The following is a 14,422-nucleotide window of genomic DNA, read 5'->3' as shown; positions in this document are numbered from 1 at the left end:
CGTGGAACGTGCGCTTAATACGTTAAGTCTCACTTAACTGCTTGCTTCTGAGGAGCAACATAAAGTAACTTCACTCGCAACGCGAACCGGGGTGAGGTGATCTGATGGCCGGCGAGCAGCGCACTGTCGAACCGGGCACCGACGTGCTGATTCGCAAGGTCGACAGCCACCTCGCCGCGCTCCGCGCCGGTCTGCACGGCCCCGAGCTCGAGCTCGCCGAACGTCTCGCCCACTGTCTGCGCGAGATGGTTCTCTGCACCGCCCAGGCCAGCGCCGCCGACCGGGGTCAGGTCCGCGTTGCCGTGCACTACTTCGTGCTGCGTCGCGAGAGCCGTGGCCGCCTGCTGTCGGTGCGGTCGCTGACCGCCGCCGAGCGGGTGGTCGACCGGGTCGCCCGCCAACTCGGCCGCCTCGACCTGCTGGCCGAGCTACGCCGCGACCGCCCCATCCCCGACGACGCGCAACCCCTCAACAACGCCCTCCTGCACTGACGAGGCCCCACCGCGCCCACCTCGCCTCGCCTCGCCTCGCCTCGCCCCGCCCCGCCCCGCCCGGTCGATCATGGAGTTGTGGTGGGGGGCAAATACCCCGTAAGACACCAAGCCAGGCACCACAACTCCATGATCGACGGGGTCGGGCTGCTCGTTCCCCGTGATCTTGCACTTGCTGTCGCCGCATAGGGGGCATTACGTGCGTCTCGACAGCCGAAACTGCAAGATCGGCGCAGGCGGGGAGGTTGCGAGTCACGCAGGCGGAGAGGTTGCGAGTCCGGGGTGGGGTTGAGGCGCGCTACGGGGTTGGCGGGCGAATTCTGGCAAAACCGCCCGGCGGGGGAGGAACTGGCGTCTGATCGCTGCTAGGCGCCACCGCTGCCACGGGCGTCGGCCATGTCGATCGGGAGCGCAGGTGCTGGTACTGCTCGTCCTCCATCTCGTGGCGGCCCTCGCCGCGCCCGTGCTCGTCCGCTGGTGGGGTCCGCGCGCGTGCTACCCGCTGGCGCTCGCGCCGGCCGCCGCGTTCTGCTGGGCGGTGGCTCGCACCCCGGCCGTCGCCGACGGTGGGGCGGTGGTCGAGACGTACCCGTGGATCCGGCAGTTGGGCCTCGACATCGCGTTCCGGCTCACCACGCTGTCCTGGCTGATGACGCTGCTGATCGGCGGCGTCGGCGCGCTGGTGCTGGTTTACAGCGCCCGCTACTTCGGTGCCGGTTCCATCGGGCTGGCGCAGTTCGCCGCGGTCCTGGTCGCGTTCGCGGGCGCGATGCTCGTCCTGGTCTTCGCTGACGACCTGCTGCTGCTCTACGTCGGCTGGGAGCTGACCACGATCTTCTCGTACCTGCTGATCGGGCACAGCACCGAACGGCGGTCCAGTCGCTGGGCGGCGGCGCAGGCGTTGACAGTCACCACGCTGGGCGGCCTCGCCATGCTGGTCGGCTTCATCATGCTGGGCGAGCACGCCGGCACCTACCGCTGGTCGCAGATCAGCGCGCAGCCACTGCCCGGCGGCGGGTACCTGGTGGGCGCCGTGCTGCTGATCCTGGCCGGTGCGCTGTCCAAGTCGGCGGTGCTGCCGTTCAGCTCGTGGCTGCCGGTGGCGATGGCGGCACCCACGCCGGTCAGCGCCTACCTGCACGCCGCCGCCATGGTCAAGGCCGGCGTCTACCTGGTCGGGCTGCTCGCGCCGACGCTCGCCACTGTCGGCCCGTGGCGGCCGGTGGTGCAGGTCGCCGGCGTGGCGACCATGCTGCTCGGCGGGTGGGCCGCGCTGCGCCAGACCGACCTCAAGCTGCTGCTGGCGTACGGGACTGTCAGTCAGCTCGGTCTGCTGGTCGCGGTGACCGGCTCGGGGACACCGGACGCCGCGCTGGCCGGCACCGCGATGCTGCTGGCGCACGCCCTGTTCAAGGCGGCGCTGTTCCTTGTCGTCGGCATCATCGACCACGGTGCCGGCACCCGTGACCTGCGCGAGCTGTCCGGGCTGCGGCACTGGTCCCGGCCGCTGTTCGTGGTCGCCGTGCTGGCCGCGGCGTCGATGGCCGGTGTGCCGCCGCTGGTCGGCTTCGTGGCCAAGGAGGCGGTGTTCGGGGCGTTCACCGACCAGCCACTGCTCCTCACCGGTCTGGTCGCCGGGACGGTGCTCACCGTCGCGTACAGCGCCCGCTTCCTCTGGGGCGCGTTCGCCGACCGGCCCGGTGTGGCGCCGGTCCCGCCGGGGCCGATCGCCGCGTCGCTGCTGGTCCCGCCTGCGGTGCTCGCCGGTGTCGGTCTGCTCGCCGGTCCGGCCGCGAGCGTGCTCGACGACCTGCTGCGCCCGTACGCCGATCTGCTCGGCGGGGTCGACACGCACCTGGCGCTCTGGGCCGGGCCGACCCCAGCGCTCGGCCTGTCAGTGCTGGCGCTCGTCGGCGGCGGCCTGCTCTTCGCCGTGCGCGGGCCGCTCACCCCGGTGCTGGCCCGGCTCCGATCGCCGGTGCGGGGAAACCAGGGGTACGAGTGGGTCATCGGCCGGTTCGACCGGCTGGCCATCGAGGTCACCAGCGCCACCCAGCGCGGCTCACTGCCGCAGTATCTGGGCATCATCCTGGTCACCCTGGTGCTGGTGCCGGGCGCGGCGATGTTCTCCGCCAGCCCCTGGCGGGCGCGGATTCCGCTCTGGGACAGCGCGCTGCAACCGGTGGTCGTCGTGGTGATCACGGTGGCGGCGGTGCTGGCGGTCGGCGCCCGTCGCCGGCTGACCGCGATGCTGCTGGTGGGCATGACCGGCTACGGCACGGCGATGTTGTTCGTGCTGCACGGAGCGCCCGATCTGGCGCTCACCCAGTTTCTGGTGGAAACGTCGACGATCGCGGTCTTCGTGCTGGTGCTCCGTCGCCTGCCGGAGCGGTTCTCGGCCCGTCCGCTGCGCCGTACCCGCTGGGCCCGTCGGGTGATCGGGGTCGCGGCCGGGGTGGTGGCCGCCGGGTTGGCCCTCACTGCCGTCGGCGCACGGCGGGCACCGGACATCTCCGCCGCCTTCCCCGACCTGGCGGTGGCGCACGGGTACGGCCGCAACGTGGTCAACGTGACCCTTGTCGACATCAGGGCCTGGGACACGATGGGCGAGCTGGCGGTGCTGGTGGTGGCCGCGACCGGGGTGGCCAGCCTGATCTTCGAGCGCTCCCGCACCGGGCCGCGGCCGCGGCGGCCCGGTTCCGAGCAGGGGGAGGGTGGACGCGGCCGGCCGGTCTGGCTGCGCGGTGGTCCGACCCTCTACGAGGAGCGCCGCTCGATCGTGTTGGAGGTGGTCACCCGGCTGATCTTTCACACCGTCGTGTTGTTCTCGCTGTTCCTGCTCTTCTCCGGGCACAACGCGCCGGGTGGCGGGTTCGCCGGCGGGCTGGTGGCGGGTCTCGCCCTGGTGGTGCGCTATCTGGCTGGCGGCCGGTACGAGCTGACCGAGGCGGCCCCGATCGGCGCCGGCGCGATTCTCGGGGCCGGGCTGGCCATGGCTGTCGGCAGTGGCGTGGTGGCGCTGCTGGTTGGCGGGTCGGTGCTGGAGAGCGCGAAGGTCGACCGGGCCCTGCCACTGATCGGCGACGCCCATCTGGTCACGTCGCTCTTCTTCGACATCGGCGTCTACCTGGTCGTGATCGGGTTGGTGCTGGACATTCTGCGCAGCCTCGGTGCCGAGGTGGACCGGCACATCGAGGCCACCGGCACAGCTGCCGGCGGGTTGGCCGTCGACAAGGGGGACCGGGCGTGAGCGCGAGGAGTGAGCCGGGTTTGCGAGCCCCGCAGTCGCGAACAGGGGTGGCGCGGTGAGCGCGAGGAGTGAGCCGGGTTTGCGAGCCCCGCGGTCGCGAACAGGGGTGGCGCGGTGAGCGCGAGGAGTGAGCCGGGTTTGCGAGCCCCGCGGTCGCGAACAGAGGTGGCGCTGTGACGCGGAGCGGTGCGGGGCCGACGTTGGTGCTGGTGCTGGCCGTCGCGGTGCTGGTCGGGTGCGGTGTGATCCTGCTGTTGGAGCGCAGCCTGACCCGGATCCTGCTCGGGGTGGTCATGCTCGGCAACGGGGTGAACCTGTTGATCCTGTTGGGCGGGCGGTCGGGCGGGGCGCCGGTCGTCGGCACCGGTCCGGTGGACCGGATGAGCGACCCGCTGCCGCAGGCGATGGTGTTGACCTCCATTGTGATCACCTTCGGGTTCACCGCGTTCCTGCTCGCTGTGGCGTACCGCAGCTGGTATCTCTCCGGCGACGACGAGGTGCCCGACGACCTGGAGGACCGGCAGATCATCCGGCGGGCCGGGCGCAACGAGGTGGGTGCTGTCGATCGCGGTGGGGAGGGCCCGAACGGCGATCCGGAGCAGGTCGATCCCGAGCCAGCCCGCCGCCGGTTACGACGCGGGGACGAGTCGTGATGCGCGCCCTGGTGCCACTGCCGGTGGTGGTGCCGCTGCTCGGCGCGGCGCTGACCCTGCTGCTGGCCGGGAAGCCCCGACTCCAGCGCGCGATCAGTGTGTTGTGCCTGAGCGGCACGCTCACGGTGGCGGTGCTGCTGCTGGTGCAGGCGTACCGGCACGGGCCGGTGGTGGTGGCGGTCGGTGGGTGGCCGGCGCCGGTCGGCATCGTCCTGGTGGCCGATCAACTGGCCGCGCTGATGCTGGTGGTCTCCTCGGCGGTGACCCTCTGCGTGCTGTTCTACTCGATCGGCCAGGGTCGCAGCGATACCAGCGAGAGCTCGCCGGTGTCGATCTTCCACCCGACGTACCTGGTGCTCACCGCCGGCGTCACCAACGCGTTCCTGGCTGGTGACCTGTTCAACCTCTTCGTCGGGTTCGAGATCCTGCTGGCCGCGAGCTTCGTGCTGATCACCCTGGGGGGCACCGAGACCCGGATCCGGACCGGGTCGACGTACGTGGTGGTCAGCATCCTCTCCTCGATGATCTTCCTGACCTCGGTGGGTCTGGTGTACGCGGCCACCGGCACGCTCAATCTCGCCCAGCTCGCCCAGCGTCTCGACGACCTGCCCGACGGTGTCCGACTGGCCCTGGAGTTGATGCTGCTACTGGCCTTCGCGGTCAAGGCGGCGGTCTTCCCCCTGTCGGCCTGGCTGCCGGACAGCTACCCCACCGCGCCGGCCCCGGTCACCGCCGTCTTCGCGGGTCTGCTCACCAAGGTGGGCGTCTACGCGATCATCCGTACCGAGACGTTGCTGTTTCCCGGTGGGCGTGCCCACATCCTGCTCATGGTCGTCGCCGGACTGACCATGGTGATCGGCATCCTCGGTGCGGTGGCCCAGTCCGACCTGAAGCGACTCTTCTCGTTCACACTGGTCAGTCACATCGGCTACATGATCTTCGGGGTGGCGTTGAGCACCGCCGCCGGCCTCTCCGGCGCGATCTTCTACGTGGTGCACCACATCACCATCCAGACCACGCTGTTCCTCGTCGCCGGGCTGGTCGAGGAACGTGCCGGCAGCACCGACCTGCGTCGTATCGGAGGGCTGGCCAGGGTGGCGCCGCTGCTGGGTGTGCTCTTCTTCATCCCGGCCATGAACCTCGCCGGAGTGCCACCGTTCTCCGGCTTTCTCGGCAAGCTCGGTCTGCTCCAGGCCGGGGTGGCCGCCGGCGGGCCGCTGCCCGGGGTGCTGGTCGCGGCCGGGACGCTGACCAGCCTGCTCACCCTGTACGTGGCGTCCCGGGTGTGGAACATCGCCTTCTGGCGCTCGCCCCGGCTGGCCACCAGCAAGCCGGTCGTTCAGTTGCCGCGGCTGATGGTCGGCGCCACAGTTGCCCTGGTCGCCATCGGGCTGGCGTTGACAGTGCTGGCCGGTCCGCTCTTCGACGTCACCGCCGACGCTGCCGCGGACCTGCGGCTGCGCACCCCGTACGTCCGTGCCGTGCTGCCGGACGGTGTGCCGTGACGGGCTCCCCGGAGCCGGCTCCCGACGCCCCCGGGCCCGCCGTGGTGGGGCGGGGCCGGCTCGGGCGCTGGCGGGACCAGGCGGTGGCGCTCGGGTGGCTGGTGGTGGTCTGGAACCTGCTCTGGGGCGACATCAACTGGGCCAACCTGGTCGGTGGCCTGCTGGTGGGTGCGGCCGTGCTGGTGTTCTACCCGCTGCCGGCGGTCAGCTTCGGTGGCCGGTTGCGACCGTGGCCGCTGCTGGCGTTCGCGGGTCGGTTCGCCGTCGAGCTTGTCAGCGCGAGCCTGCACATCGCCCGGATCGCCGTGCAGCCCGGCTACCGACCGCGTGGGGCGATCATCGCGGTCCGGTTGCGGGTGGCCACCGACCTGAACCTGGCGCTCACCGCCGAGGTGGTCTCGTTGGTGCCGGGCACGTTGATCCTCGAGGTGGACCGGGACTCCGGAACGCTCTACCTGCACGTCCTGGACACCCACGGCCCCGCCGACCTCGGCGTGGCCCGGGCCCGCGCGCTCGCCGTCGAGCGGCGGATCGTCCGCGCGGTCGGCTCCACCAGCGAGCTGCGCCGACTTGACGTCACCTCACCCGAGAAGGGAACCCGCCCGTGACCACCTTCCTGGCCGTCGTCCTCACCGCACTGCTGTCGGTCACCGCGCTCCTCGCGCTGGCCCGTCTCTACCGTGGCCCGTCGCTGGTGGACCGGGTGATCGCCGCGGACATGCTGCTCGCCACGATGGTCGGCGCGGTGGGCGCCGAGGCGGCGGTCAACCGGCACGCCACCACGCTGCCCGTGCTGGTGGTGCTCTCCCTGCTCGGCTTCGTGGGCTCGGTGTCGCTGGTCCGCTTCGCCGTCCGGGAGCAGCAGTGATCGCGACGATCGCGGACTGGCTCGGCGCCGGTTGTCTGGTGGCCGGCGCGCTGCTCGCCCTGGCCGCCGGGATCGGCGTACTGCGTTTCCCGGACGCGCTGTCCCGGATGCACGCGGCCACCAAGCCGCAGGTGCTGGGGGTGCTCCTGTTGCTGCTGGGCATCGCGTTGCGGCTGCGGTCCCCGGCCGACCTGGGAATGATCCTGCTGGTGGCTGTCTTCCAGTTGGCGACCGCGCCGGTGGCCGCGCAGATGATCGGGCGGGCCGCGTACCGGTCGGGGCGGCTCGACCGGAGTCTGCTCGACGCCGATGAGCTGGCCGAACGCGGACCAGGCAGCGGGTCGGCGGGCCCGGCGTGACGACCGCCACGGGCCGGGCCTGCCGACCCGGCGGGACGCTGGAGGCGTCCGCTGAACCGGACGTTGCGCTCCTTCGGCCCACCCCCAGCGGAGTCCCAGGCAGCGCCGATAAAATGACGGCATGATCGACTCTTCTGCCCAGGAGGGCAGCAGTAGCCAGCCGGGTCGTGCCCGGCATATCCCCGTACCGACGACCCCGGGAGCCCTGAGCGACCCGTGTTGATCGTCGTTGGTCTCCTTCTGATCACCATTCTCACTGCCGCCACCGGCTACTTCGTGGCGCAGGAGTTCGGCTACGTGGCAGTGGACCGGGGCAAGCTGCGCCAGCTCGCCGATGACGGCGATCAGGCCGCCGCCCGGGCCCTTACCGTCACCAGCCGCCTCTCCTTCATGCTCTCCGGTGCCCAACTCGGCATCACCGTCACCGCGCTGCTGGTCGGCTACGTCGCCGAGCCGTACCTGGGCGGTGGTCTCGCCGACCTGCTCGGCGTGGCCGGCGTCAGCGAGGCGGTCAGCCTGCCGCTGTCGGTGGCGCTGGCCCTGGTCATCGCCACCATCGTGCAGATGGTCCTCGGTGAGCTGGCCCCGAAGAACCTGGCCATCGCCCGGGCCGAACAACTGGCCCGGGCGCTGAGCCGCTCCACCCTGATCTACCTCGCCGTCGCCGGGCCGCTGATCCGGCTCTTCGACCGGGCCTCGGTCCGGCTGCTGCGCCGCATCGGCATCGAGCCGATCGAGGAACTGCCCAGCGGCGCCACCCCGGCGGACCTGGAACAGATCATCGCCGAGTCCCGCGAGGAGGGCAGCCTCGATGCCGAGATGTCCACGCTGCTCGACCGAGGTCTGGACTTCCGCGAACTGACAGCCGGCGAGGCCATGGTGCCGCGCGTCGACGTGCACACCGTCCGGGGGCACGAACCGGTGAGCCGGGTGGTCGAGCTGCTGGACACCGGCCACTCCCGCTTCCCGGTACGCGGTGCGGAGGGCGTCGACGACCTGCTCGGCATCGTCGGCATCGCCGACGTGCTCGGCGTACCCCCGGCGGAGCGGGCCACCACCCCGGTGAGCGCGGTGGCCGGGCCGCCGCTGCTCGTGCCGGAGACGTTGCCCCTGCCGACGGTGCTCGACCGCCTGCGGTCCGGGCACCGGCAGATGGCGTGCGTGGTCGACGAGTACGGCGGCTTCGCCGGTGTCATCACGCTGGAGGACATCGCCGAGGAGCTGGTCGGCCCGATCCGCGACGAGGACGACCCACCGGAGCGGGCACCGGCCCGGCAGGACGACGGGTCCTGGGTGGTGCCGGCCCGCTGGCGGATCGACGAGGTCGCCGACAGCACCGGCATCGCCCTGCCCGAGGCCCCCGAGTACGACACCCTGTCCGGGTTGGTGATGCGGGAGCTGGGCCGGGTGCCCGAGGTCGGTGACCGGCTGGAGATCAGCCTGCAGCCGGAGGGCGCGGACGGCGAGGACAACGAGATGGAGCCCCGGGCGTTGGTCGAGGTGCTGGCCGTGGACCGGCACGTGGCCGACTCGGTGCGGTTGCAGCTGACCAAACCCGAGGTGACCGCATGAGCCCCGGGATCGCACTGTTCAGTTCGGTGATCCTGCTGGCGCTGAACGGGTTCTTCGTGGCCGCCGAGTTCGCCCTGGTGGCCAGCAAGCGCTACCGCCTGGAGCAGGCGGCGGCGAACGGTGGCCGGGCGGCACGCGCCGCGCTGGACGGCGTCCGCGAGTTGTCGCTGATGCTGGCCGGCGCGCAGCTCGGCATCACGTTGTGCACACTGGGTCTCGGCGCGCTGGCCGAGCCGGCGATCGAGCACCTGCTCAGCCCCCTGCTGCACGCGGTGGGCATACCGGACGCGGCCAGTCACCTGATCGCCCTGGTCTTCGCCCTCGGGGTGGTGACCTTCCTGCACCTGGTGGTGGGGGAGATGGCACCGAAGTCGTGGGCGATCACCGACGCGGAGCGCTCGGCGACGCTGCTCGCGTTGCCGTTCCGCGCCTTCGCCCGGGTTTCCCGGCCGGTGCTCTCCGCGCTGAACGCCCTGGCCAACGCGATCCTGCGGCTGTTCGGCGTCAATCAGCAGGACCAGCTCGCCCAGGTGCACGGCCCGGACGAGCTGCGGATCCTGCTGGAGCAGTCCCGAGAGCACGGGCTGCTCGGCGCCGAGCAGCACCAACTGCTGACCAGCATGCTGGAGTTGCAGGGCACCTCGGTGGCGCAGGTGATGGAACCGTTCTCGACCATGGTCACCGTCCGCCGGGACGACCCGGCCGAGCGGATCGAAGAGGTCAGCCGGGGCAGCGGCCGATCCCGGCTCGCGGTACTCGACGAGGCGGGCGACGTGTGCGGGCTCGTGCACGTGCGGGAGGCGGTACGGGTGGTGACCACCGGCCGGGTCGCCACCGCCGGGGAGCTGATGACCCCCGCGTTCACCCTGCCGGCGACGTCCTCGGTCACCGAGGCGGTGGCGGCGATGCGGGCCCGGCAGTCGCAGCTCGCGCTGGTCCGCAATGGCGGTGGCCCGGCCCGGCCGATCGGGTTCGTGGCCCTGGAGGACCTCCTCGAGGAGGTCATCGGGGAGTTCGACGACGAGACCGACACGGTTCCGCGCGGGCGTCGGTTGCGCTGACCTGCCGACCCGGCCGCACTGATGAAGTGCGGCCGGGTCAACGCTCGCCCCGGCGGCGGGCTTGAGCCGACCCCGACCGGGTAGGCGCGCCTGGTGGGGCCGGCGGGGCCCCGTCCCGGGAGGGGGCGCGCGGTGCGGCTGACGGGAGTGTCACCGGAATCCGGTGGCACCGGGCTCTCCGTGCAGACCACGCTGCCCAACCCGAGTACCCGCCCGGGCCTGCGCCTGCCCGGGCGGGTGACCCTCGCGGCCGGCCCGGAGGACGTGCTGGTGCGGCACATCCGACTTGGCCTCGTCACCACTGTCGAGCCGGACGATCCGGCCGCGGCCCGACGTCTCATGCAGTTTCACCACCTGCCGATCGCCGGCCGGTTCGTCGTACCGGCCGGTCGGCGGCGGGCTGTCGACTTCGCGTTCCCGCTGCCGTGGGAGACCCCGGTGACCACCTTCGGCGGGGTGCCGCTGCTGAGCCTGCGGATGGGCCTGCGGACCGAAGTGTCGCTCGACCCCGACCTCGACCAGGGGGCGATGGTGCCGGTGTTCGTGCATCCGATCCCCACCCAGCAGCACGTGCTGGCGGCGCTGGACACGCTGGGCTTCATGATCCGCCAGTCCGGGTTGCAGGAGGGCGGGTTGCCGGGGGTGGAGCACACCCTGCCGTTGCACCAACGCTGGGGTTACTGGGTGGGGCCGCTCTACGCCGGCCCGATCACCGAGCTGGAAGTGATCTTCGTGACCAACTCGGCGGGCCTGGAGGCGATCCTCTGGATGGATCGCCGGCTGGCGCTGGCCGGAATCACCCACCAGAGCATCAGCCGGTTCCGGATCTGGCACGAGGACGCCGACCGGCGGGACTGGGTCGCCACCGTCGACGGCTGGATCCGCCAGGCGATCAACCGGCACGCCGCCGCGGCCGCGCACGCCGACTGGTCCGCGCAGATCACCGGGTCCGCCCACGTCAGCCGCCATCCCGACGAGCCGATCCGTCCGGGCTACGGCCTGGGCGGCACCGCCGGCGGCGCGGGCGTGGGAGGCGGCGGCTCCGGCGGCGACGGCACCTAACCCCACCCCCACCCCACCCCCACCCGCGCCCCCGCGCCCCCGCCCTCCCACCCCCGCGATCTTGCAGTTTCTGCGGCGACAAACCAGCTCAGAGTGCGCGTTTCGACGACCGAAAGTGCAAGATCGCGGCGGGCTGGCCGGCGCTGGCGGGGTGGGGGTTAGCCGGCGCTGGCGGTGGCCAGCTTGAGGCTGAAGGCCAGGAACAGGGCTGCCACGGCCGTGGTGCCACCCGCCGCCAGGCGGCGGCGTTGGCGGAACTGGGCGGCCAGGAAGGTGCCCGCGAAGATCAACGCGGTCAGGTAGAGCGCGCTGGTCACCTGCGCGATCAGCCCGAGCAGCAGGAACGACAGCGCCGGCCAGGCGTAGCCGGGGTCGACGAACTGGATGAAGAACGAGATGAAGAACAGGATCGCCTTCGGGTTCAGCAGGCTGATCACCAGCGCCTTGCGGAACGGGCTGCGCATCGCCGCCGGCTCCGCGGCGTCGATGAGCCGCGGCGTGCTCGGGTCGTTGCGGTCGCGCCAGCGCCGCACGGCGCCGAGCAGCATGGTCACCCCTACATAACCGAGGTACGCGGCACCGGCGTACTTGATCACCATGAACAGCGGCGGGTACGCCTTGAGCAGCGACGCCACCCCGGCGGCGGAGAGGAACATCAGCACCCCGTCGCCGACGAACACCCCACCGGCGGCCCGGTAGCCGACCGCGACGCCCCGCTTGGCCGCCGTGGAGAGCACGAAGAGTGAGTTCGGCCCGGGCAGCAGGATGATGGCCACGGTGCCCAGCACGTACGTCCAGATGTCGGTGATCCCCAGCACGCCCGCCATCATCACGCCACCGGTGCCGTCCGCAGAAGTCTTTCTCGCAGCCTGGCCTGTGCGTTCGGCCACTCGTCGACTGTCATCGAGTACTGCACGGTGTCCCGCCAGGAGCCGTCCGGGCGTTGCCGGTGCATCCGCAGCACCCCTTCCCGGGTCGCGCCGAGCCGTTCGATGGCCGCCTGGGAGCGGACGTTGCGGATGTCGGTGTGCCAGGCGACCCGTACCGCGCCCAGGTCGTCGAAGGCCCGGCTGAGCAGCAGCAGCTTGGCCTCGGTGTTGATTCCGGTACGCCACCACTGCCGGCCGAGGAAGGTGTGCCCGATGGCCACCGCCCGCCGCTCCGGGTCGATGTCGTAGTAGGAGGTGCTGCCCACCACCGCCCCGGTCGTCGCGCACCGCTGCACCCAGGCCACCCGTTCGCCCCGGTGCTGGGCGGCCAGGGCGGCGCCGATCACCTCGGCCGTTTCGGCGGGGGCGGTGGGCGGCGCGACGCTGAGGTGCCGCCACACCACGGGGTCCGCGGTGGCGGCGTGCAACTCGTCGGTGTGGGCCAGCTCCAGCGGCTCCAGCCGAACGTGCTCGCCGTGCAGCGGCACCGGGTCGTGCCAGGGCGTGCGGGGCGTGCGCAGGTACGCCGGCAGCGGCGCGGTGACTCCGGCGTCCGGCTCGGGCGCCCCGGCGGTCAGTCGCAGCGGCAGTACGCCGGCCCAGTGCGGCAGGTCCAGGTCGGCCTCGTCCTCGCGGACGCCGCCGGTGCGCGCCCGGACGGACACCTCGCGCAGTGGCAGTGCCAGTACGGCGGTCTCGGCCAGTTCGCGACGGCTGGGCGGACGGGTGGCGGTGCTGCGTCCCGCGCCGACCTTCTCGACCAGCGCGGTGAGCATGGCGAGCTTCTCCCGCTCGTCGGTGACCAGTCGGGCGGTGCCGTGCGCGACGACCGAGCGGTAGTTGGCGCTGTGGTGGAACTGGGAGCGGGCGTAGACGAGCCCGTCGAGCAGTGTCACCGCGACGCAGACCGGCAACCCGTCGTCGCCCCGGGCGGCGAGCAGCGGCCGACTGCCGGTGGAGCCGTGCAGGTAGAGCGTGTCGCCGATGCGGACGTGCAGGGTGGGCAGCACCCGTGGCTGGCCGTCGACCGTGAAGCTGAGCGCGCAGTCGTACGCCTCGTCGAGCAGGGCGTGGGCGGCGGCCTGGTCGTAGCTCATCTTGTCGCGGGAGCGGTGGGGTGTGGTCCGGGCGGTGGGTGGATACATGCGCGCGCCCCTTTGTTCTAGTACAATCTCTTATTTGTGTCAGCACGCTATCAGCTCACCGGTACGACAGCCGTCGAGATTTCGGCCAGCATCGAGTCGGGCATCCGTACCGGCGCCCTGTCACCGGGGGCCGCGCTGCCGCCCGTGCGGGCACTCGCCGCCGAGTTGGGGGTCAGCCCCGCCACCGTCGCCCGCGCCTACCAGGAGTTGCGCCAGCGTGGCCTGCTCGCCACCGCCGGTCGGCACGGCACCCGGGTACGCCCCCGCCCGCCGGTGGCCGCCCGCCGCTCCGCACTGCGCCCCCCACCGTTGCCCGGTGCCCGAGACCTGTCCCGGGGTGAACCCGACCCCCGTCTGCTGCCCCCGCTGGGCCCGCACCTGGCGGCGCTCGCCATCGAGAACGGCCCTTCGGTCGGTTACTCCGATGCCGGAGTGCTGCCCGAACTGGCCGAGGTGGCCCGTGCCCGGCTGCGCGCCGACGGCGTACCGGCCGGGGAGTTGACGCTCACCGGCGGTGCGCTGGACGGCATCGAGCGGTTGCTCGGCGCCCACCTGCGCCCCGGCGACGCGGTGGCGGTCGAGGACCCGGGCTGGGCCAACCTGCTCGACCTGGTCGCCGCGCTGGGCCTGCGCCCGATCGGCGTACCACTGGACGACGAGGGGCCGCTGGTCGCCGGGGTGGCCGCGGCGCTCGCCGCCGGAGCGCGGGCGCTGATCGTCACCAGCCGGGCGCAGAATCCGACCGGCGCCGCCGTCTCCGCGGCCCGCGCCGAGGCGCTGCGGACACTGCTCGCCGGCCGACGGGACCTGCTGCTGATCGAGGACGACCACGCGGCCGAACTGGCCCGCGTACCCCTGCACCCGCTCGCCGGTGCGACAGCGAGTTGGGCCTTCCTCCGTTCGGTGAGCAAGCCCTTCGGCCCGGACCTGCGGATGGCGGTGCTGGTCGGCGACGAGACGACAGTGGCCCGGGTGAGCGGCCGTACCCGGGTCGGCGCCGGCTGGGTCTCCACGGTGCTGCAACGCCTGGTGCTCGCCCTGTGGCGGGACCCAGCGGTCACCGAGTTGGTGCAGCGGGCTGCGCAGAGCTACGAGCAGCGCCGCGATGGGTTGCTCGCCGCGCTGGCCGAGCACGGCCTGGCCGCACACGGTCGCAGCGGCATCAACGTCTGGCTGCCGGTCGCGGACGAGACCAGCACGGTGACCGCGCTCCGCGACGCGGGTTGGGCGGTGGCCCCCGGCGCGCTCTACCGGATCGCCGCCCCGCCGGCCCTGCGCATCACAGTCAGCTCCCTGGACACCGCCGACCTGGCCCCCTTGGCGGCGGCCCTGGCCCAAGCCGAAAACCCACCCCCCTCCCAGGGCTTCCCCACCTAACCCCCCCGCGCCCCCGCGCCCCCGCGCCCCCGCGCCCCCGCCCCCCGCCCCCCGCCCCCCGCCCCGCGCCCCCCGCGATCGTGGGGGGTGTGTTGGGCGAATGTCGGTCCGGTGCCGATTGGTCCGGGGCGGAAGTGCAAGATGGCGGGG

The 14,422-nt window shown here is 72.3% G+C and carries 13 protein-coding genes; 11 read left to right on the top strand and 2 right to left on the bottom strand.

The window, feature by feature from the left end; all coding sequences use genetic code 11:
- The first annotated feature begins 104 nt into the window (after positions 1–104).
- The 10 genes from AB0K35_RS17030 to AB0K35_RS16985 all read left to right on the top strand — a co-directional run bounded on the left by AB0K35_RS17030 (position 105) and on the right by AB0K35_RS16985 (position 10,821).
- Positions 105–491: a hypothetical protein gene (locus AB0K35_RS17030; protein WP_363886094.1), complete on the top strand. Its 387-nt coding sequence runs from the start codon at positions 105–107 to the stop codon at positions 489–491.
- 415 nt (positions 492–906) lie between these two features.
- A complete protein-coding gene (locus tag AB0K35_RS17025; RefSeq protein ID WP_363886091.1) occupies positions 907–3,741 on the top strand; it encodes a Na+/H+ antiporter subunit A in 2,835 nt (944 codons plus the stop codon).
- Between the two features lie 173 nt (positions 3,742–3,914).
- Positions 3,915–4,394: a Na(+)/H(+) antiporter subunit C gene (locus AB0K35_RS17020; RefSeq protein WP_238671790.1), complete on the top strand. Its 480-nt coding sequence runs from the start codon at positions 3,915–3,917 to the stop codon at positions 4,392–4,394.
- Positions 4,394–5,899, top strand: a complete 1,506-nt coding sequence (locus AB0K35_RS17015; RefSeq protein WP_238671791.1) for a Na+/H+ antiporter subunit D — start codon at positions 4,394–4,396, stop codon at positions 5,897–5,899. Before AB0K35_RS17020 ends, AB0K35_RS17015 begins: the two co-directional genes overlap by 1 nt.
- On the top strand, positions 5,896–6,507 hold the full coding sequence (locus AB0K35_RS17010) for a Na+/H+ antiporter subunit E (RefSeq protein WP_238671792.1): 612 nt from the start codon (positions 5,896–5,898) through the stop codon (positions 6,505–6,507). Before AB0K35_RS17015 ends, AB0K35_RS17010 begins: the two co-directional genes overlap by 4 nt.
- Entirely contained in the window at positions 6,504–6,767 is a 264-nt protein-coding gene (locus tag AB0K35_RS17005) for a monovalent cation/H+ antiporter complex subunit F (protein WP_030489433.1), read from the top strand. The genes AB0K35_RS17010 and AB0K35_RS17005 overlap by 4 nt, the downstream gene beginning before the upstream one ends.
- A complete protein-coding gene (gene mnhG / locus AB0K35_RS17000; RefSeq protein ID WP_238671972.1) occupies positions 6,767–7,126 on the top strand; it encodes a monovalent cation/H(+) antiporter subunit G in 360 nt (119 codons plus the stop codon). Before AB0K35_RS17005 ends, mnhG begins: the two co-directional genes overlap by 1 nt.
- Positions 7,127–7,342: 216 nt before the next feature.
- Entirely contained in the window at positions 7,343–8,698 is a 1,356-nt protein-coding gene (locus AB0K35_RS16995; protein ID WP_238671793.1) for a hemolysin family protein, read from the top strand.
- Entirely contained in the window at positions 8,695–9,759 is a 1,065-nt protein-coding gene (locus AB0K35_RS16990) for a hemolysin family protein (RefSeq protein ID WP_238671794.1), read from the top strand. The genes AB0K35_RS16995 and AB0K35_RS16990 overlap by 4 nt, the downstream gene beginning before the upstream one ends.
- 132 nt (positions 9,760–9,891) lie before the next feature.
- Positions 9,892–10,821 carry a sporulation protein gene (locus AB0K35_RS16985; protein ID WP_238671795.1) on the top strand — a complete coding sequence of 310 codons (930 nt, stop codon included), beginning with the start codon at positions 9,892–9,894 and terminating at the stop codon, positions 10,819–10,821.
- A gap of 158 nt (positions 10,822–10,979) precedes the next feature.
- On the opposite strand, the gene leuE is transcribed toward AB0K35_RS16985, so the two are convergent.
- The gene (gene leuE, locus AB0K35_RS16980) at positions 10,980–11,651 is read right to left on the bottom strand and encodes a leucine efflux protein LeuE (RefSeq protein ID WP_091400492.1); all 672 of its coding nucleotides are present in this window, start codon (positions 11,649–11,651) and stop codon (positions 10,980–10,982) included.
- Positions 11,651–12,895, bottom strand: a complete 1,245-nt coding sequence (locus tag AB0K35_RS16975; RefSeq protein WP_363886086.1) for a bifunctional pyridoxamine 5'-phosphate oxidase family protein/GNAT family N-acetyltransferase — start codon at positions 12,893–12,895, stop codon at positions 11,651–11,653. The genes leuE and AB0K35_RS16975 overlap by 1 nt, the downstream gene beginning before the upstream one ends.
- A gap of 36 nt (positions 12,896–12,931) precedes the next feature.
- Between AB0K35_RS16975 and AB0K35_RS16970 the strand changes: the two genes are divergently transcribed.
- Complete coding sequence (locus tag AB0K35_RS16970) at positions 12,932–14,272, top strand: aminotransferase class I/II-fold pyridoxal phosphate-dependent enzyme (protein WP_363886085.1); 1,341 nt, start codon at positions 12,932–12,934, stop codon at positions 14,270–14,272.
- Positions 14,273–14,422: the final 150 nt, after the last annotated feature.

It is taken from the genome of Micromonospora sp. NPDC053740 (genome assembly GCF_040677775.1).
GTDB lineage: Bacteria > Actinomycetota > Actinomycetes > Mycobacteriales > Micromonosporaceae > Micromonospora > Micromonospora alfalfae.
Note: the sequence above shows the minus strand (reverse complement) of the source record. Positions and strands in the feature narration are given on the sequence as shown.